Here is a 20,248-nt window from a genome sequence, read left to right on the forward strand (position 1 = left end):
AAACTCTCAGGTTAACCTGATCTCTCAGAGCCGAAGCTCCGGTCGATCCGTCAACGTTGGTCCTTGCTTAAACGCGTCTTCCTTACTGCATGAAACGCTACATGCCCTCCAGCCGATCGCTCAGCCAGAGAACCGCAACGTCTCGAGATAACGAAGACAGCAAGAGCCCAGAACTCAGTTCCGAAGAACTGTCCCAGGACCCGCCGCCCGCGTATCCCTTCTCGTCAATATTACAATGTCAAACAGCGTGAAGGCGCCGCATAGACCCGGTCTAGAACCCGACCGATCCGCCACCGGCGCCTCAGAGGAGCGGGCTTATACGCGCGGCCTGGAGGCCTGTCAACACGTGTTACGAAGCCGGGACAGATTCGCCAATCTGTCGCAGGCGAACGCGCAATTACGGCGCTGGTTCAATGAGTTCGCCCCAGGTCGCGCCAAGGCGCGAATTTCAGATAGGCATTGAAACATACGGAAACAATAGCGTTACCGCCGATGTCCCCATTTTGTTCACATTATGGCACAAGGATTTGATCTGATTGCACAATCTTGGTTGACAACAGACGAATCCCCCTGCCATTGTGACGACCATCACTAGGTTAATGCAGGGTTCGCCCCGGTCGGCAGGGGAATCACGCCACCGGACGCCAGTAACCCGATCGCAAAGCAGGGGACACAGTATTGCAGCAGACCCGCGCTCAGATTTGGGGGACGCTCAAGCGTTATCTGGCCTACACCGCCGCCGGCTTCGTCGTCCTGGGCGGCGTGGGCGCCATGCAGTCGGCACAGCCGCCGGTCGTCAGTCCCGCCAGTGCAGCGCAGAGTCTCCGCGATACCGTCTCCACCGAAGCGTTGATTGCCAGCAATAGCGGCGCGCCGAGCTGGACCCAGCGCCTGCGCTTCGATCTCGCGCCGATGATCACCGCGGTGGCTTCGGCAACGCATGAGAGCGTCGCGCCGACTCCCTACTACCCCGCGCCGGATACCAGCTGGAGCAAGGAAGAAGCGGACGCGCCAAGCGACGTCGATGAGCCGGAAGTCGTGGTCGCGGATGCGGCGCCGGTCGCCACGGAATCGAAGCGGGACGAAACGCTGCTGATGCCGCCGGTGGTGGTGACGCCGCCGGTCGTCGACCCCGCGCCGGTTGTCGCCCCCGCACCGGTCGTCGCTACTCCACCGGTCATCGCGACTCCGCCGGCGCCGCCCGTTGTCGTTCCGACGGTCGCCGAGACTCCGGCCGTGGAAGCACCGGTGGTTGAGAATCGCAAGGATGAGCCGGTTCTCGTCGCCGATGCAAGGCCAGCGCCTCTGGCCGCGCCGGAACCGGTCGCCGAGATCCAGCCAGCGGCGCCCGAAGCGCCGGTGGCCGTTGCGGCCCCGGCCGAGAAAGTGCCGGTCGCCGAGCCCGACCCGGCGTCGCGCGCCCTGGTCGCGACCTTGAACTGGGTCTACGGCGACAAGACCGCGACCGTTCCGGACGACTTCTTCAGCGCCGAGTCCAGCAGTTCCGAATCAACCTCCGGATTCAAGCTTCAGACCGCCACGGCGCAGCCCCCGACCCCAAGTTCGGTCCTTTCCGCGACCGCCTTCGACACCAATGTCGAGCTTCCGGGCGTGAAGCGCGTCATCGAGGTGCGACGCGGCGATACCCTGTTCGGCCTGCTGACCAAGGCCGGCCTCTCCGACACCGAGGCGCAGGCCGCAAGCCACTCGCTGACCGACGTATTCTCGCCGAGCGACCTCAAGATCGGCCAGGAGATCACGCTCAACTTCGCAACCGGCGCGGGTCCCGCGGCCGATTCCGACAACAAGCTGGTGGCGCTGAGCCTGCAGCCGAGCGTCGAGCGCGACGTGAAGCTGACCCGCGACGCCGCCGGCCAATTCGTGGCGGCCGCCTACGACAAGCCGCTGACCGAGCGCATCGATCGCGCCGCCGGTCAAATCGACATCAGCCTGTTCGAAGCCGCGCGGGAATCCGGCGTGCCGGTTGGCCTGATCGGCGAAATCATCAAGGCCTATTCCTACGACGTCGATTTCCAGCGCGACATCCATGAAGGCGATTCCTTCGAGGTGATGTACGAGCGCTTCGACAACGAGAAGGGCGACTTCGCCAAGGCGGGTCGCCTGCTTTATGCTTCGCTTTCGATCGGCGGCAAGCCGATGCCGATCTACTACTTCGAGCGCGACGGCGACGGCGAATACTTCACCGGAGATGGCGTCGCAGTCCGCAAGTCGCTGCTGAAGACGCCGATCGACGGCGCGCGCATCACTTCGGGCTTCGGCATGCGCGTCAACCCGATCCTCGGCTACTCGGCGATGCATCAGGGCATCGACTTCGGCGCGCCGAGCGGCACCCCGATCTTCGCCGCCGGCAACGGCGTGGTCGAGGAGATCGGCTGGAAGAACGGCTACGGCAAGTGGATCAAGCTGCGCCACAACGGCACTTACGAGACCGCCTACGCGCATACCAGCAAGTTCGCGAGCGGCCTGAAGAAGGGCTCGAAGGTGAAGCAGGGCCAGGTAATCGCCTATGTCGGCACCACCGGCCGCTCGACCGGGCCGCACCTCCATTTCGAGATCATGATCAACGGCAAGCACGTCAATCCGAGCACGGTCAAGACCGTCGCCTCGGACAAGCTGAACGGCAAGGCGCTGAAAGACTTCAAGGCCCAGGTCGCTGCGATGCAGAAGCAGCGCCGCGACCTGATCAACCGTGCCGAGATCGCCGACCAGTCCGGCGCCGCGCCAGCGCTCGACTGCAACCGCGCCCGCGGCTGCCTGAACTGAGCTCTCTCCGCCGTTAAGCGGATTGCCCCGGCGCCGTGGCCGGCGATAGAGTGCGCCCGCCGCGGATCTGACGCGGCCGCGACGGCGGGCCGCCCATGCTGGTCAAGCACCTCACCTATCTGACGGCTCTGGCGCGCGAGCGGCATTTTGGCCGCGCGGCGGAGGCCTGCGGCATTTCGCAGCCTGCCTTGTCGGCGGCGATCCGCCAGATCGAAGGCGAGCTTGGCGTGCGCGTGGTCGAGCGCTCCCGCCGCTTCATCGGCTTCACCCCTGAAGGCCAGCTGGTGCTGGATCGCGCGCAACGGCTGGTGCACGACTTCGAATCGCTCAGGCAGGACATCTCGGTCTTGAAGCGCGCCCTGGCCGGCCGGCTGCGGATCGGCGCCATACCGGCGGCCCTGCCGGTGATCGCGCTGCTGACGACGCCGTTCTGTGCGCAGCATCCATCGGTCTCGATCCATATCCAGTCGCTCTCGTCGAAGGAGATCCAGCGCGGCATCGACACCTTCGACCTCGATGTCGGCATCACCTATCTCGACAACGAGCCGTTAAGCCGCGTTCGGACCTTGCCGATCTATCGCGACCGCTTCGTCTTCATCACCGGTGACCACCCGCGCTTCGCCGGGCGCAGCGAGATGTCCTGGCGCGATGCGGCGAAGGAGCGGCTCTGCCTGCTGTCGAACGACATGCAGAACCGGCGGATCATCGACCGCGCCTTTGCCACCATCGGCGAGACGCCGCGCCCGGTGATCGAGGCGAATGCGCTGATCCCGGTTATGTCGCATGTCCGGCTGGGCCAATGGTCGGGGATCGTGCCGCAGAGCCTGCTGCTGCTGACCGGGATATCGAACGGGCTGCGCGCATTGCCGATGGGCGAGCCGAGGCCCAGTCCCTCGATCGGCCTGGTCTATGCCGACCGCGAACCGGTCTCCGGCCTGGTGGCGGCGTTTCTGTCGACAGTCAAACGTCAGAAAATCCAGCAAAGGATCGACGCCGTGGCGGCGTTGCAAGGGGGCCGGCCGCCGAGCATGGAACAGCAGGAGCTCGAATGAACGCGCCGATCCCCTTCGAGAAGCACCGCTTCCGCAGCGCCGCCGAACACTATCGCCAGGGGCGCCCGGCCTATGCCCTTGCCCTGTTCGACCGGGTCGCGGAGCGTATCGGCCTGACACGCGCGCATGCCGTTTTGGATCTCGGCTGCGGACCCGGGCAGCTGGCGCTCGGCTTCGCCCCCCTGGCCGGAGCGGTGACCGCAATCGACCCGGAACCGGAGATGCTGCGGATCGCCGCGGCTGATGCAGCGGAAGCTGGCTTCGCGATCCGCTTCGTCGAAGGCAGTTCCTATGATATCGGGCCGGGACTTGGCAGCTTCCGCCTGGCCGCGATCGGGCGTGCCTTCCATTGGATGGATCGCGCCGACACATTGCGGCGGCTCGACGGCATGATCGAGACCGGCGGCGCACTGGCGCTGTTCGGCGACCGCCATCCCGAGCTGCAGGAGAACGCCTGGCGCACAGTCTATGACGCGGTGCTGGACAAGTATTCGGCGGACGATTCGGCGCGTCGTCAGCGCAAGGGCGCGGAATGGGTCCAGCATGAATCGGTGCTGCTCGCCTCGCCCTTCTCGCAGATGGAGCGCATCGGCGTCCTCGAAAGCCGGCGCACGCCGGTCGCGAACATCGAGGACCGCTTGCTCTCGCTCTCCAGCGTGTCGCGCGACAGGATCGGCGCGCGAGCCGACGCGATGATCGCCGAGCTCAACGAGAAGCTGGCGCCCTTCGCCAGCAACGGCGAGATCACCGAGATCGTGGAATCGCAGGCCTTGATCGCGATGCGGCCGCCGCGCTGAAGCGGCGGCCGCTATTCGAGATTACGCCGCAGCCTGTGACAGGCTCTCGCCGCCGATGGTGAGGCCGTTCTTGTCGGCGGAGACCTTGATGTCTTCGCCGGGCTTGAAGCGGCCTTCCAGGATCATGGTCGCCAGCGGATTCTGCAGCTCGCGCTGGATAACCCGCTTCAGCGGCCGCGCGCCATAGATTGGGTCATAGCCGGTCTCGGCCAGCCATTCCTTGGCCTTGGCGTCGAGAGCGAGCTCCAGCTTGCGGTCGGCCAGCAGGGCCTGGAGCCGCTGCAGCTGGATCTCGACGATGCTGGTCATGTGCTTGCGGCTCAAGCGATGGAACAGGATGATCTCGTCCAGCCGGTTCAGGAATTCCGGACGGAAGGCCTGCCGCACCACGCCCATCACCTGGTCTCGGACCGCGCTGGAATCTTCGCCCTCCTTCAGCCCGGCGAGGTACTCGCTCCCCAGGTTCGAGGTCAGGATGATCAGGGTGTTCTTAAAATCGACCGTGCGGCCCTGGCCGTCGGTCAGGCGACCGTCGTCGAGCACCTGCAGGAGCACATTGAAGACGTCGGGATGTGCCTTCTCGACCTCGTCGAACAGCACGACCTGATAGGGCCGGCGCCGCACCGCTTCGGTCAATACGCCGCCTTCGTCATAGCCGACATAGCCCGGCGGTGCACCAATGAGGCGCGAGACCGCGTGCTTCTCCATGAACTCCGACATGTCGATCCGGACCATCGCCTGGTCGTCGTCGAATAGGAAGCCCGCCAACGCCTTGGTCAGCTCGGTCTTGCCGACGCCGGTCGGGCCCAGCATCAGGAAGGAGCCGATCGGCCGGTTGGGATCCTGCAATCCAGCACGCGCGCGGCGCACCGCATTCGAGACGGCGACCAGCGCCTCCTCTTGGCCGACCACCCGGCGGCCGAGCGCTTCCTCCATCTTCAACAGCTTATCGCGCTCGCCCGCCAGCATCTTATCAACCGGGATGCCGGTCCAGCGGGAGACCACCGAGGCGATATCCTCTTCGCTCACAACCTCGTTCAGCATGCGGTGCTGTGCGGCGGTTTCCGCGGCCTGCAGCTTCTTGGTGAGATCGGGAATGACCGAGTAGGTGAGCTCGCCGGCCTTGGCAAAGTCGCCGCCGCGCTGCGCCCGCTCGGCCTCGAGCTTGGCTTGCTCCAGGCGTTCCTTCAGCTTCTGGGCATCATCGAGATTGCGTTTCTCGGACTTCCATTCCGCCGTCAGGGCCGTCGACGTCGCCTCCAGTTCCTCGACCTCCTTCAGCAGGTGGGCGAGGCGTTCCTTGGAAGCCGGGTCGCTCTCCTTCTTCAGGGCTTCGCGCTCGATCTTGAGCTGAACCAGCTTGCGATCGACCTCGTCGATCTCTTCGGGCTTGGAATCGACCTCCATGCGCAAGCGCGAGGCCGCCTCGTCGACCAGGTCGATCGCCTTGTCCGGCAGGAAGCGGTCGGTGATGTAACGGTTGGAGAGCGTCGCCGCGGCCACGATCGCCGCATCGGTGATGCGCACGCCGTGATGCAGCTCGTACTTCTCCTTCAGGCCGCGCAGGATCGAGATCGTCTCGTTGACCGAGGGCTCGCCGACCACGACCGGCTGGAAACGCCGCGCCAGCGCCGCGTCCTTCTCTATATGCTTGCGGTATTCGTCCAGCGTGGTGGCACCGACGCAATGCAGCTCGCCGCGCGCCAGGGCGGGCTTCAACATGTTGGAGGCGTCCATCGCGCCCTCCGCCTTGCCGGCGCCGACCAGTGTGTGCAGCTCGTCGATGAACAGGATGATCTCGCCGGCCGCCGCCGAGATCTCGGTCAGCACAGCCTTCAGGCGCTCCTCGAACTCGCCGCGGAATTTCGCACCGGCGATCAAGGCACCCAGGTCGAGCGACATCAGGGTTTTGCGCTTCAGGCCTTCCGGCACATCGCCATTGGCAATGCGGAGCGCGAGTCCTTCGACAATCGCGGTCTTTCCGACGCCGGGCTCGCCGATCAGCACCGGATTGTTCTTGGTGCGGCGCGACAGAACCTGGATCGTGCGTCGGATCTCTTCGTCGCGGCCGATGACCGGGTCAAGCTTGCCGGCCCTCGCCAGCGCGGTGAAATCGCGCGCATATTTCTTCAGCGCGTCGTAGCTGTCCTCGGCGGTGGCACTGTCGGCCTTGCGGCCCTTGCGGAGTTCGTTGATTGCGTTGTTGACGCCCTGCGCGGTCAGGCCGGCGTCCTTCAGCGCCTTGCCGGCGCCGGTGCTGGTGTCCAGCGCCAGCGCCAGAAGCAGGCGCTCAGCGGTGACATAGCCGTCACCGGCCTTCTCGGCGGCCTCCTCGGCCTTGCCGAGCAGCCGCGCCAGAGGCGGCGCCATATAGACCTGGCCGGCGCCGGTGCCTTCGACCTTGGGAAGCTTGTCGAGTTCCTTCTCGACGGCGGCGAGCGCCTTCTTCGGGTCGGCGCCGGATGCCTTCATCAGGTTGGCGGCCAAACCTTCCTTGTCGTCGAGCAGAACTTTCAGCAGGTGCTCGGGTGTCAGTTGCTGGTGCCCGTTGCGCAAGGCGAGCGCCTGGGCAGCCTGAAAGAACCCGCGCGAACGTTCGGTGAATTTCTCTAAGTCCATGTTTTCAGCCCTCTTCCGACCGCGCCCAGTCGCGAGGCACGCGGTCTCGATGCCATTCGGGATTAACCCCTCCAACAGATATGGAGTTGGTTAATCCTTAGGCAAGGGGCCGAAACCGGATTTGGGAAGGCCGGCCTGCGCCGCTTCGTCGCTATTGGCCTTCGCCGGGCGCTTGTTGGGGTGCAGGCGCAGCACCCTCATCACCCTCGTTGCGGACCCGGCGCCCGGGACCGCGGCGACGGCCTCGGCCACGGCCCTGGTGGCGGCCATCCTGCTGCTGCCCCTCGCGCGGACCGGCATTGGCACCGTCGGCCGGGATCAGCTCTTCGGGATAATCCGGCTGCTCATCCGGCGCGACGAAGCCCTGCCCGTCGCCACCATTCTCGCCGGAGCCCTGGTCGCCGCCGTCGACGTTCTGCGGCTGACCACCACTTTGACTCTGCTGGTTCGGATGGTTCTGCTCGCCGGAATTTTGGTTCGGGCGCATCTGGCCGTTGCCGTGGCCGCCCTGCTGATTTTCGCCGCCATGCTGCGACTCGTCGCCACCATGACCATGACCAGAGAGCGCCGCCGAGAGGCCCTGGCTCACGTTCTGCACGTTGACATCCGCGACGGAGATTTCCCGCCCGCCGATTCGCGGCCGCTGACCTTCGTTCTGCGCCGCCACGACCCGGTAATAGTGATCGGCATGCTGCAGGAAATTCTCCGCGGCAACGCGGTCGCCGGCGGTGCCGGCATCGCGTGCGAGCTGCAGATACTTCTCGAGGACCTGATAGGCGTTGCCGCGGACCCGGATATCGGGTCCCGCGCTGTCGTAGTTGTGTCCCTTGCCTTGTCCGCCGCCGCCATGGCCCCCGTGCGGGCCGCCATGGGGTTTGCGCGGGCCGCGGCCGCGGCCGCGTCGATTCTGGTTATTCGGTCTCATGCGTCAATCACTTCGCATTGCTGCGGTCCAGGCTTCGCGCCTCGGCCAATCTCACCGCGCTGAATCGTCAGCGGCAAAACTAGGAAACGCGCCCGATCATCTTCAGGTGTTCTTACACCCGGGGACCGCCATTCCGATGTCGGGGGCCGTATCGAGGTGCGGGTCAGCCAATGGCTGTCGTCCGAATGCTCACCCCAAAGCCGAAGCGACCGTAGCCGGTTCGGGGGCGATTTCCAACAGTTTTTTGCACCGCCAAAAGGGCCGATTCTACCGGCTGAACAGCAGGCAGCGCTCGATTCCGGCGAGGTCGTTGACGCTGCCGGCAGCGGTCAAACCCGCGTGTTCGGCGAGGTCAGAAACCGCTTTCCCCTGCCCCGCGCCGATCTCCAGCACCAGGAAGCCGCCCGGGTTCAGGTGGGCCGTGGCTTGCGGAAGCAGGGCGCGATAGGCCGACAGGCCGTCCACGCCGCCATCGAGCGCGCGGTGCGGATCGAACTTCGCGACCTCAGGCTCCAAGCCATTGATGGCCGTCGACTCGATATAGGGCGGGTTGGAGAGGATGACGTCGAATTGCGCGGAAATGCCGCGCAGCCAATCGCCGGTGCGAAAATCCGCGCGGGCATCGAGGCCGAGCGTCGCCGCATTCGCGGCGGCGATATCGCATGCGTCCGCGCTGATATCGATGCCGAGGCCCTTGGCCCGCGGCAGCTCCGACAGGAGGGCCAGCAACAGACAGCCGGTCCCGGTGCCGAGATCGACCAGGCTGATCTCGACGTTCCTATCCGGGATACGGCCGAGCACGGCCTCGACGAGGGTCTCGCTGTCGGGACGCGGATCGAGCGTGGCCGGGCCGACGGCAAAGCGCAGCGACCAGAACTCGCGGCTGCCGAGGATCCGCGAGATCGGCTCACGCGCGCAGCGGCGCGCAACCAGCGCATCGAAAGCGTCGCATTGCGCGGACGTGAGCGCATGTTCCGGAAAGGCGATGATCTGCCCCCGGCCGCGACCGCCGGCGACCTCAAGCAGAATCCGCGCTTCAGCCTGCGGCCGGTCGATACCCACAGCGCCAAGACGGATCACCGCCTGGGCCAGAGCCTCGCCAACCGTCATTGAATTTCCGAAAGGCGCTCGGCCTGGTCATGGGCGATCAGCGCGTCGATGATCTCGTCCATCTCGCCCTCCATGACGCGGTCGAGCTTGTAGAGCGTCAGGTTGATGCGGTGGTCGGTGCAACGCCCCTGCGGGAAGTTGTAGGTGCGGATCCGCTCCGACCGGTCGCCGCTGCCGACCTGGCTCTTGCGCGCGCTCGCCCGCTCCGCGTCCTTGCGGCTGCGCTCCTGGTCGTAGAGGCGGGCGCGCAGGACCTTGAGCGCCTTGGCCTTGTTCTTGTGCTGCGACTTCTCGTCCTGCTGCTGCACCACGAGGCCGGTCGGGATATGGGTGATGCGGACCGCGCTGTCGGTGGTGTTCACCGACTGGCCGCCCGGGCCGCTGGAGCGGAACACGTCGATGCGGAGATCCTTCTCATCGATCTGCACATCGACTTCCTCGGCTTCCGGCAGCACGGCGACCGTTGCCGCCGAGGTGTGGATGCGGCCCGAGGCCTCGGTCTCCGGCACGCGCTGCACCCGGTGCACGCCGGATTCGAATTTCAGATGCGCGAAGACGTTGCGGCCGGTGATGGTGGCGATCGCCTCCTTGTAGCCGCCGAGCCCGGTCTCGGAGACCTCCATCGGTTCGAAGCGCCAGCCTTTCAGCGCCGCGTAGCGGGCATACATGCGGAAGAGATTGGCAGCGAACAACGCCGCCTCCTCGCCGCCGGTGCCGGCGCGGACTTCGAGGATGGCGTTGCGCTCATCGGCCTCGTCCTTCGGCAGAAGGAGCAGCTGCACCTTCTTCTCCAGCGCCGGCAGCTTTTCCTGCAACACGCTGCGCTCCTCCTCGGCCAAAGCCTTCATCTCGGCATCGGCGGAAGGATCGCTCAGCAATTGCGTGAGATCGATCGACTCCCGCTCGGCCGAACGCAGCTCGCGGATTGCTTCCACCACCGGGCCGAGGTCGGAATATTCCTTGGAGAGCTTGGCGAAGGATTGCGCATCCTTCGGCCCCTCGCTCGCCATCAGGGCGGCGATCTCGTCATAGCGCTTGGCGACACGATCCAGTTTTTCGTTCAGAGCAGACACTTCAATCCTCTTTCACTTCCGGGCCGATGCCGAACAGCGCCAGGGCGGCGGCTTCGAGCTTCGGGTCCGGCGCGGCATCCTTCAGCACCGTGATCGGCCTGTGCAGCAATCGGTTGATCAGGCGGCGCGTCGCCTCGGCCGCGTCGAGGCCCGGCTGCTCGGCCAGCAGGCGTTCGCGCTCGGCGTCGAAATGCGCCTTCAAGGCGCTGAGCGACGGCGCCGCGGTCCGCGCCTCGCTGTCGCGTTCGAAGGCGGCAACGGCGGTGTCGATGATGTTCCAGGCCTTGGCCGCCGCTTCCTCGCGGCCGTGCCGCCCGCGCATCGCCAGGCGCTCCAGATCGTCGAGGCCATAGAGGAAGGCGTCATCGACGTCGTTGACCCGGGGATCGATGTCGCCCGGTACGGCGAGATCGACGAACAGCATGGGCTGGCGGCGGCGCACCCGCAGGGCGCCCTTCACCTGGTCGGGGCTGATGGCGGTCTGCGCCCCGTCCAGCGCGCTGATCGTGACATCGGCGGCTGGCAGCAATCGGTCGAGATCGGCAAGCGTCGCGGCGTGGGAACCGCGATGCCGTGACGCCCAGGCTTGCGCCCGTTCCGGGCTGCGATGGACGAAAGTCCAGCGGCTCAGGCCCGCTTCCATCAATTGCTGCATCACGAACTCGCCGAGTTCGCCGTCGCCGAGAATTAGGGCGTTAATCTTGGGCAGGCTGCCGAAGACCTGGCGACAGAGCGCGATCACGCAAGCCGCCATCGAGACGGATTCCTGCGCGATTTCGGTCTCAGAGCGCACCTTCTTGCCAGTCTGCAGGGCCGAGCGAAATACTGCATCGAGTTCAGGCCCCAGCATGCCGGCGCGGGCCGCGAGGCGATGCGCATCCTTCACCTGGGCCAGGACCTGCGGCTCACCGACAATCTGCGATTCGAGTGATGCCGCAACCGCGAAGGCATAGCGCAGAGCTTCGGCCCCGCTCAGGTGATGCAACTGTGGCGCAACTTGCGCGACGGGAAGCGCGGCGGCTTCGGCGATCAAGGCGGCCAGCTGCGGTGCATTGGCACCTGCATCCTCGACGGTGGTCCAGATCTCGCAGCGGTCGCAGGTGGCGAGCACAGCGGCCTGTTCCAGGCCGATCTCGCGGCAGCGCGCCATCATGCGCAACTGATCGGCTTCGGTGCCTTGCAGCCGGTCGCGCAACAGGTCGGGAGCGTCCCTGTGATTGGCGCCCACGATCAGGAATGTCTTCGCCCCTATCCCAAGGCCTTTACCTGTAGGATTCGAGCGCATCCGCCAGACGGTCCAGCCCGATCGCGCTCTGCTCACCGCTCGCGAGATTCTTGACGGTGGCGACGTTCCGATCAAGCTCATTGTCGCCGAGGATCACGGCGACCTTGGCGGCGATCTTGTTCGCCCGCTTCATGCGCGACTTCATGTTGCCGGAGAAGCCGAGATCGACCGCAAAATCGAGTCGCCGCAGCTCGCCGGCGATCTTCAGCGCCGCGGCCTCGGCACGCTCGCCCATCGGCACCAATGCAATGGGCGCGCGGGCCTCGGGCGTCTCCTGAAGCAGCATGGCGCAGCGTTCGATGCCGCTGGCCCAGCCGACCCCCGGCGTCTCCGGTCCGCCCATCATCGGAATGAGGCCGTCATAGCGGCCGCCGGCCAATATGGTCTTTTGCGCACCCAGCTCCTCGCAGGTCACCTCGAAGCAGGTGTGGCTGTAATAGTCGAGGCCGCGCACCAGCCGCGGGTTGACCACATACTTGATGCCCAGCGCATCGAGGCCGCTCTTCACCTTGGCGAAGAAATCGCGGCTCGTCTCGTTGAGGTAGTCGGTATAGACCGGCGCATGCGCGACGATCGCCTGGTCGCCGTGATCCTTGGAATCGAGGATGCGCAGCGGGTTTCGTTCCAGCCGGCTGACGCTGTCCTCGGAGAGCTTCTCGCGGTGACCGGAGAGGTAATCCACCAGCACCTTGCGATAGTTCTGCCGGCTTTCATTGTCGCCGAGCGTGTTGATCTCGAGCTGCGAGCGGTCCCAGGCGCCGATCCGGCGCAGGAACTCGGCGCCGGTCGCGATCACCTCGACGTCGCCCAGCGGCTCCTTGACACCCAGGAGCTCGATGCCGGTCTGGTGGAATTGCCGCATGCGGCCCTTCTGCGGCCGCTCGTAGCGGAACATCGGGCCGGAGTAGAAGTATTTCAGCGGCAGGTGCTGCGCCAGGCCGCCGGAGATCAGCGCGCGGGCGACGCTGGCGGTGCCTTCCGGACGCAAGGTAATCGTCTCGCCGCCGCGATCCGTGAAGGTGTACATCTCCTTGGTGACGATGTCCGAGGTGTCACCGAGCGTGCGCTTGAACACCTCGGAGAACTCGAAGATCGGCGTCGCCATCTCCTGGAAGCCGAAACACTCGGCGGCGCGACGCGCCGTCTCTGCGACGCGGCGATAGCGCCGCATCTCATCAGGCAAAAGATCGTGTGTGCCGCGAACCGGCTGAAGCTCAGACATGGGAAGCCCTAAGAGGAAGCTATTCGGCGGCGGCGGACTGCTTGGCCTTTTCCGCAGCCTTGGCGGCTTCGATCTCCGCCGCTTTCTTCTCGATGAGCTCGGCCATGTGCTCGACGATATCCTGGTTCTTCAGCCGGTGGTGCTGCTGGCCCGCGATATAGACCATATGCGTGTCGTTGCCGCCGCCGGTGAAGCCGATATCGGTCTCGCGTGCCTCGCCCGGGCCGTTGACCACGCAGCCGATGATCGAGACCGACATCGGCGTGGTGATATGGGCGATGCGCTTCTCCAGCGCCTCGACGGTTTTGATGACGTCGAAGTTCTGCCGGGCGCAGGACGGGCAGGAAATCAGGTTCACGCCGCGATGGCGGAGGTTCAGCGACTTCAGGATGTCGAAGCCGACCTTCACCTCTTCCACCGGATCGGCGGAGAGCGAGACCCGGATGGTGTCGCCGATGCCGGCCCAGAGCAGCGAGCCCAAGCCGATCGAAGACTTCACCGTGCCGGTGCGAAGCCCACCCGCCTCGGTGATGCCGAGATGCAGCGGGTAGTCGCAGGCATCGGCCAGGCCCTGGTAGGCGGCGACGGCCAGGAATGGATCCGAGGCCTTCACACTGATCTTGAACTCGTGGAAGTCATGGTCCTGCAGGATCTTCATGTGATCCAGCGCGGATTCCACCATCGCCTCGGGGCAAGGCTCGCCGTATTTCTCCAGCAGGTCGCGCTCCAGCGAACCGGCATTGACGCCGATCCGCATCGAGCAGCCATGGTCCTTCGCCGCCTTCACCACCTCGCGGACGCGGTCGGCGCTGCCGATATTGCCGGGATTGATCCGGAGACATGCGGCACCGGCTTCGGCAGCCTCGATGCCGCGCTTATAGTGGAAGTGGATGTCGGCGACGATCGGCACCGTCACCTGCTTCACGATCTCCTTCAGCCCCGCGGTCGAGTCCTCGTCGGGGCAGGAGACGCGGACGATGTCGGCGCCGGCGGCTTCCGCCGCCTTGATCTGAGCCACCGTCGCGGCGACGTCCTGGGTGAGCGTGTTGGTCATGGTCTGGACCGAGATCGGGGCGTCGCCGCCGACCAGCACGGAGCCGACGCGGATCTGCCGGGATTTCCGCCGGAGGATGTCGCGATAGGGACGAACGCTCATGATCCTTGGGACTCGCTGCTGGTGAAAAAAGGCCGGGCTGTCGCCGTGGACGCCGCAAATGCGGAACATGCGCTGACGAGGTTAAAAGATCAAGTACCGCAGCCGCGTTCCCTCGCCGCGGCGGTCAAAATTACCGCCTGAATATCAGCCACTTAGCGTCATCCCCGGGCTTGAACCGGGCTTCTGGCTCCCGGCGGCCCGAGATTGCCGGTCAAGCCCGGCAATGACGCAGGGTGGGGGCTATTCCTCGGTGTTAAAGGCGGAGCCGTCGGAGAGCGCCGCCGGATCGAGCTTGATTCCGCGCTTCACGACGCCGAGCGAGCCCAAGGCCTGCAGCGGCCGGCCCTCGAGCTCGATCACGATGCCACCCGCATTGCCGGTCGTCATCACCATACCCTTCTGGTCCGGCACGTTGAAGGTCTCACCCTGGCGCAGCACCCGCTGCAGCACGACGGCGTCGTCCTTGTCCCGAATCTCGATCCAGCTGTCGCGGTTGGCCCGGATCACCACCTTGGCGGCCGGCGGCACGGGCACCGGCTCGGTCGCGGTGGAGGCCTGCTCGGTGGCGGAGGGCGACGGGCCGACAGCAGCTTCACCGGCCGGCGCGGATGCCGGCTCACTGGTGGTGGGCGCGCTGGTGGCCGGCGCCGCAGGATTTGGCGCTACAGGCGCGGCGGGGGCTGGCTCCGGCTGTCCCTGCCCGAGGGCCACGGCGGCCGGTTCATTGCTGGGAGTCGGGGTTGCCACGACTGCCGGAGGCGGCGGGGTCGGCGCGGCGGCGGTCGCCGGGCTGGGTTCGGGCGCCGCCGCCGGCGGCGTCTCGGTGGCGGCGGTCGCCGGCGGTGTTTCCGGGCTCGGAGCGGCAGGCTCGCTGGTCGAGGTGGCGGCCTGGGCCTCGGTCCGGGTCGGCTCGGCGGGCGCTTCGCTTTCCGCGCTCTCGCCGAGCCCGGTCTGCTTCTTGATGTAGTCAGGAACTTGGTCGATCAGCTTGATGCCGGTGCCGCCGGACTGGCTCGCGTAATACCAGCCGCCGTAGATGGCGACCGCCAGGAGCAGGCAGACGCCCAGGATCGCGCCCCCCGGGAAGCGGGATTCACCGCCTTCGGTCGGCCAGACCAGCTCGTTCTGCCGGCTGCGCCGCGCCAGCTCGTCCCGGTAGTCGCTGACCACATTGCCGCCGTCGAGGCCGAGATAATCGGCATAGGCGCGCACGAAGCCGATGGCATAGGCATTGCCCGGCAATTCCTGGAACCGGCCCTCTTCGATGGCGCGGATATAGGCGGAGCGGATCCGCAGCTGGCGGGAGACGTCCTCGACATCCTGCTGGATCTCTTCACGCCGGCGGCGCAGCAGGGCGCCGACGCCACCGAAGCGGCCGTCATCCGGCATATCGGTCTCGCCCGTGTTGAACAGATTGGCTCTGCGTTGCGCCATCCATGGTCCCTGAAGGCATCGTCATAGGGATTCGGCCCGTTATAACTTTGGGCCGGGACCGGCGCAATTGCTGAAAAGCCTGCAACTTGCGGCAATTACAGGGCAACGCCATGGTCCCTTGCGAAGACCAGCAGCCGGCTCCTGAGATCGGAGACCGGGCGGGCCTGCAACTCGGCCCAATAGGACAGAAGGCGGCCCAGATCCAGGCTGCGGATCATGGCGCGGACCGGGCCGACCGAGGTCGGCGCCATGGAGAGCTGGCGAAAGCCGAGGCAGAGCAAAGCCATGGCCGCGATCGGGTCGCCGGCCATCTCGCCGCAAAGGCTCAAGGACTTGCCCTGGGCATTGGCGGCGGCGGCGATCATGCCGAGCAGCTTCACCATCGCCGGCGCCAGCGTGTCGTAGCGATCCGCCAGGCGCGGGTTGCCGCGATCGGCTGCGTAGAGGAACTGCTTCAGGTCGTTGCTGCCCACCGAGACGAAGTCGAGGCGATCGAGCAGGGTGTCGAGCTGGAAATAAAGCGACGGCACCTCAATCATTGCGCCGACCTTAACCGCGCTTGGCACCTGCTGCCCGGCCTGGGCGGCGCGATCCAATTCGAGCTTCAGAAGTGCCCGCGCCTCTTCAAATTCCCAGGCCTCGGCGACCATCGGGAACATGACCGAAAGCGGCCGACCTTCGGCGGCGAGGATCAGGGCGCGCAGCTGCTGCCGGAGCAAGGCCGGACGGTCGAGCGAGATGCGGATCGCCCGCCAGCCCATCGCCGGATTTTCCTCGGGATCGCGCTGCCAGTAGGAGAGCACCTTGTCGCTGCCAATATCGAGCGTGCGGAAGATGACCGGCTTGCCGTTGCTGGCATCCATCGCCCGTTTGTAGACGTCGCGCTGCCGCGCCACGTCGGGGAAGCTCTGCGCCACCATGAAGGTGATCTCGGTGCGATAGAGCCCGATGCCGGCCGCACCCTGCGCCTCGATCTGCGGCACGTCGATCAAGAGCCCGGCATTGACCATCAGCGTGACCTCGACGCCGTCGAGGGTCACCGCCGGCAGATTGCGGATCGCGGCGAAGGCCTGCTGGCGCTCGCTGCGCTGACGCATGGCCTCGGCATAGGTCTGCTGGATGTCCTCCGGCGGCCGCACGTAGAGCTGGGCATTGTCGCCATCGACGATCAGCGGATCGCCGGGCAGCACCTTCGCCATGAGGTCGTGGCAGCGCCCGAGCACCGGCACGTCGAGCGCCCGCGCGACGATCGCGACATGCGCGGTAGCGGTGCCTTCTTCCAGCACCACGCCCTTCAGCTTGCGGCGGTCGTAATCGAGCAGTTCCGCCGGACCCATGTTGCGGGCGACCAGGATGGTCTCGTCCGGCAGCTCGCGCGGCTGCTGGATATCGCCTTGCCCCAGCAGATGGCGCTGCAGCCGGTTGGCGAGATCGTCGAGATCCGCCAGGCGCTCGCGCAGGTAGGGATCGGTGATCTCGCGCATGCGGGCGCGGGTGTCGTTCTGCACCTTCTGCACCGCGGCTTCCGCGGTCAGGCCGGTCTCGATCGCCTCGACGATACGGCTGGCCCAGCCGCGATCCTCGGCGAACATGCGATAGGTCTCCAGCACCTCGCGATGCTCGCCGCCGGCGGCGACGTCGGTGGTCGCCAGCATTTCATCGAGGGCGAGCTTCATCGCCCCCATCGCGTCGTCGAGCCGCTCGATCTCCTTCAGCGGGTCTTCGGCGACCAGCTGGGTGATGGTGATGTCCGGCTGATGCAGCACCGCGACGCCCTTGGCGATGCCGGGTGCCAGGGTCGTGCCGTCGAGGCGCATCGCGACGACGGCGATGCCCTCCTCCGGCGCCAGCTCCGCCTGATTGACGACATTGCCGCTGATGATGAGCTCGGCCAGCACCATCGCCACCGTCTCAAGGGTCTCGACCTCTTCCTCGGTGTAGTGGCGGCGGGTGCGGTTCTGCACCGCCAGCACGCCCAGCACCCGGCCGGAGCGCAGGATCGGCACGCCCATCAGCGACTGATAGACTTCTTCGCCGGTTTCCGGGCGGTAGGCGAATTGCGGGTGATGCTGCGCGTCTGCCAATGCCAGGGGCCGGGCGTGGCTAGCAATATCGCCGATCAGGCCCTCGCCCACGCGCAGGCGGGTCTGGTGCACGGCTTCCTGCTTCAGGCCTTCGGTGGCGAACAGCTCGAGCACCTGCCCCGCACGCATCACATAGGTCGAGCAGACCTCGGCCACCATGTCGCCGGCGATGATGCGGACAATCTGGTCGAGACGCGTCTGCGGCGTCCCCGGCTGCGCCATGATGTTGCGCAGTCGTTTGAGCAGCAGTCGCGCGCCGGTCGGGCTGCCGCTCTGGCTCATGCTACCGCTCCGCCAGCTTGCGGCGATCCGCCAGAGCTGAGAGCGCTTCTTCGATCAGCTCCTGGATGATCTCGGCGGTCGGCTGTTCCTTGGAGACCATGCCGACGCTCTGGCCGGCCATCACCGATCCGGAATCTACGTCTCCGTCGATCACCGCCCGGCGGAGTGCCCCGGCCCAGAAATGCTCGATCTCGAGCTGTGCCGCCTTCATGTCGAGCTCGCCCTTGTCGAAGCGGTCGATCACCTGGCGCTGCATCTCCATGAACTTCTTGACGCCGTCGTTGACCAGGGCGCGTACGGGAATGACCGGGAAGCGCGGGTCCAGCTGCACCGACGGCATCGCGTCCCGCGCCGAGGCGCGGATGAAAGCCTGCTTGAATTTGGGATGGGCGATCGATTCCGTCGCGCAGACGAAGCGGGTGCCGAGCTGCACGCCGGACGCGCCCATCTCGAGATAACCGAGCATCGCCTGGCCGCGGCCGATACCGCCGGCGACGAACACCGGCACGTCGCGAATGACCGGCAGAATCTCCTGCGCGAGCACACTGGTCGAGACCGGGCCGATATGGCCGCCCGCTTCCATGCCCTCTATCACGATCGCATCGGCGCCGGAGCGCACCAGCTTCTTCGCCAGCACCACGGCCGGCGCGAAGCACATCACCTTGGCGCCGCCATCCTTCAGCCGCTGGATCGCGCCGCCGGGCGGCAGGCCGCCCGCCAGCACCACGTGACCGACCTTGGTCTCGAGGCAGACGTCGATCAGATCCATCAACGCCGGATGCATGGTGATCAGGTTGACGCCGAACGGCTTGCTGGTGAGCCCCTGCGTCGCCTTGATCTCCGCGCGCAACAGATCCGGCGTCATCGAGCCGCAGGCGATCACGCCGAAGCCGCCGGCATTGGAAATCGCCGACACCAAGTTCCGCTCAGACACCCAGGTCATGGCGCCGGCCATGATGGCATAGCGGCTGCCGAGGAAATCCTTGCCCCGCTGCCAGAGCTCGTCCAGATGGGCTTCTGCCGCTCTGCGGTCCATGGGATACCGAACCTTACTCCGCGTCCAGGCCGTAGGCGGTGTGCAGCGCGCGCACCGCCAGCTCGGTATATTCCTCGGCCACCAGCACGCTGATCTTGATCTCCGAGGTGGAGATTACCTGGATGTTGATGCCCTTCTCGGCCAGCGCCTTGAACATACGCTGGGCGATGCCGGCATGGCTGCGCATGCCGACGCCGATCACCGAGACTTTCACCACATTTGAGTCCGAGATGAGGGTGCGGAAGTTCAGGCTGTTCTGCTTGCCGGTCAGCACCTGCTTCGCCCGCTCGAAGTCGCCCTTCGAGACGGTGAAGGTCATGTCGGTGTTCTTGCCGTCTTCCGAGACGTTCTGGACGATCATGTCCACGTTGATGTTGGCATCCGACAAGGGGCCGAAGATCGAGGCGGCGACGCCCGGGCGATCCGGCACCTGCACCAGCGTGATCTTCGCTTCGTCGCGGCTATAAGCGATGCCGCTGACCAGTTCCTGTTCCATGATCTCATCCTCATTCACGACCAGCGTACCCGGCTTGTCCTCGAAGCTCGAGAGGACCTGCACCCGGACGCCATGCTTCATGGCCATCTCAACCGAGCGGATCTGCAAGACCTTGGCGCCGAGCGACGCCATCTCCAGCATCTCTTCGTAGGTCACCTTGTCGAGCTTGCGCGCCTTGGCGACGATCCGGGGATCGGTGGTGTAGACGCCGTCCACGTCGGTGAAGATGTCGCAGCGATCGGCCTTCAAGGCCGCCGCCAGCGCAACCGCCGAGGTATCGGATCCGCCGCGGCCCAAGGTGGTGATCCGGTTGTCCGGGCCGATGCCCTGGAAGCCCGCGACCACCGCGACCTGGCCCTGCTGGAAGCGCTGCTCAAAGGCCTCGGCGTCGATCGACATGATCCGCGCCTTGCCGTGGGCATCGTTGGTTGCGAGCGGGATCTGCCAGCCGAGCCAGGAGCGCGCGTTGACGCCGAGGGTCTGCAGCGCGATCGCGGTCAGGCCTGCGGTAACCTGTTCGCCCGCGGCGACCACGGTGTCGTATTCCCGCGCGTCATGCATCGGCGAGATCTCGCTGCACCAGGCGACCAGCTGGTTGGTGTGGCCGGACATGGCCGAGACCACGACCGCGACTTCATGTCCCGCATCCACCTCGCGTTTGACGCGCTGAGCGACCGCGTTGATGCGCTCGATGTTGGCGACCGAGGTGCCGCCGAATTTCATGACGATCCGGGTCTTCCGGCCGGTGCCTGCCCTGGATTGCGCTGCCGATTGAGCCCCGAGTTGAGCCATTTAGTGTAGATCCTTAATCCAGCCGAGCCGCCGGCCCAATTCCACATCTTGCCCATGGCGACGGCCCGGTGGCGGCCATTTTAGGCTGCCTCGACCGGAAT

Annotated in this window: 14 protein-coding genes; 3 read left to right on the forward strand and 11 right to left on the reverse strand. The window is 66.0% G+C overall.

Features of this window, described 5'->3' with window-relative positions; genetic code table 11:
- Window positions 1-678 precede the first annotated feature (678 nt).
- The 3 genes from ACYQ4T_RS24315 (at window position 679) to ACYQ4T_RS24325 (ending at window position 4,633) form a co-directional block, all read left to right on the forward strand.
- Complete coding sequence (locus tag ACYQ4T_RS24315) at window positions 679-2,784, forward strand: peptidoglycan DD-metalloendopeptidase family protein (RefSeq protein ID WP_459859211.1); 2,106 nt, start codon at window positions 679-681, stop codon at window positions 2,782-2,784.
- A 95-nt stretch (window positions 2,785-2,879) separates the two neighbouring features.
- Window positions 2,880-3,836, forward strand: coding sequence for a LysR family transcriptional regulator (locus ACYQ4T_RS24320; RefSeq protein WP_459859212.1), 957 nt, complete (start codon window positions 2,880-2,882; stop codon window positions 3,834-3,836).
- Window positions 3,833-4,633, forward strand: a complete 801-nt coding sequence (locus ACYQ4T_RS24325; RefSeq protein WP_459859213.1) for a class I SAM-dependent methyltransferase — start codon at window positions 3,833-3,835, stop codon at window positions 4,631-4,633. The genes ACYQ4T_RS24320 and ACYQ4T_RS24325 overlap by 4 nt, the downstream gene beginning before the upstream one ends.
- A gap of 21 nt (window positions 4,634-4,654) precedes the next feature.
- Here the strand turns inward: ACYQ4T_RS24325 and clpB are convergent, their stop codons facing one another.
- The 11 genes from clpB to ACYQ4T_RS24380 form a co-directional block, all read right to left on the reverse strand.
- A complete protein-coding gene (clpB, locus tag ACYQ4T_RS24330; protein ID WP_459859214.1) occupies window positions 4,655-7,252 on the reverse strand; it encodes an ATP-dependent chaperone ClpB in 2,598 nt (865 codons plus the stop codon).
- Window positions 7,253-7,403: 151 nt separating this feature from the next.
- Window positions 7,404-8,177, reverse strand: coding sequence for a DUF4167 domain-containing protein (locus ACYQ4T_RS24335; RefSeq protein ID WP_459859215.1), 774 nt, complete (start codon window positions 8,175-8,177; stop codon window positions 7,404-7,406).
- Window positions 8,178-8,444: 267 nt separating this feature from the next.
- Window positions 8,445-9,287 (reverse strand): peptide chain release factor N(5)-glutamine methyltransferase, encoded by an 843-nt coding sequence (gene prmC, locus ACYQ4T_RS24340; RefSeq protein WP_459859216.1) that lies wholly within the window; start codon window positions 9,285-9,287, stop codon window positions 8,445-8,447.
- Window positions 9,284-10,360 (reverse strand): peptide chain release factor 1, encoded by a 1,077-nt coding sequence (gene prfA / locus ACYQ4T_RS24345; protein WP_459859217.1) that lies wholly within the window; start codon window positions 10,358-10,360, stop codon window positions 9,284-9,286. Before prfA ends, prmC begins: the two co-directional genes overlap by 4 nt.
- Before the next feature lies 1 nt (window position 10,361).
- Window positions 10,362-11,588: a glutamyl-tRNA reductase gene (gene hemA / locus ACYQ4T_RS24350; protein ID WP_459859218.1), complete on the reverse strand. Its 1,227-nt coding sequence runs from the start codon at window positions 11,586-11,588 to the stop codon at window positions 10,362-10,364.
- A 34-nt stretch (window positions 11,589-11,622) separates the two neighbouring features.
- Window positions 11,623-12,867: a histidine--tRNA ligase gene (gene hisS / locus ACYQ4T_RS24355; RefSeq protein WP_459859219.1), complete on the reverse strand. Its 1,245-nt coding sequence runs from the start codon at window positions 12,865-12,867 to the stop codon at window positions 11,623-11,625.
- A gap of 19 nt (window positions 12,868-12,886) precedes the next feature.
- Window positions 12,887-14,023 carry a flavodoxin-dependent (E)-4-hydroxy-3-methylbut-2-enyl-diphosphate synthase gene (gene ispG, locus ACYQ4T_RS24360; RefSeq protein WP_459859220.1) on the reverse strand — a complete coding sequence of 379 codons (1,137 nt, stop codon included), beginning with the start codon at window positions 14,021-14,023 and terminating at the stop codon, window positions 12,887-12,889.
- Between the two features lie 240 nt (window positions 14,024-14,263).
- A complete protein-coding gene (locus ACYQ4T_RS24365; RefSeq protein ID WP_459859221.1) occupies window positions 14,264-15,457 on the reverse strand; it encodes a helix-turn-helix domain-containing protein in 1,194 nt (397 codons plus the stop codon).
- A gap of 95 nt (window positions 15,458-15,552) precedes the next feature.
- The gene (gene ptsP / locus ACYQ4T_RS24370; RefSeq protein WP_459859222.1) at window positions 15,553-17,823 is read right to left on the reverse strand and encodes a phosphoenolpyruvate--protein phosphotransferase; all 2,271 of its coding nucleotides are present in this window, start codon (window positions 17,821-17,823) and stop codon (window positions 15,553-15,555) included.
- Window position 17,824: 1 nt separating this feature from the next.
- The gene (locus tag ACYQ4T_RS24375) at window positions 17,825-18,859 is read right to left on the reverse strand and encodes an NAD(P)H-dependent flavin oxidoreductase (RefSeq protein ID WP_459859223.1); all 1,035 of its coding nucleotides are present in this window, start codon (window positions 18,857-18,859) and stop codon (window positions 17,825-17,827) included.
- Between the two features lie 13 nt (window positions 18,860-18,872).
- Window positions 18,873-20,147, reverse strand: coding sequence for an aspartate kinase (locus tag ACYQ4T_RS24380; RefSeq protein ID WP_459859224.1), 1,275 nt, complete (start codon window positions 20,145-20,147; stop codon window positions 18,873-18,875).
- Window positions 20,148-20,248: the final 101 nt, after the last annotated feature.

The sequence above is a fragment of the Dongia sp. agr-C8 genome (genome assembly GCF_054658695.1).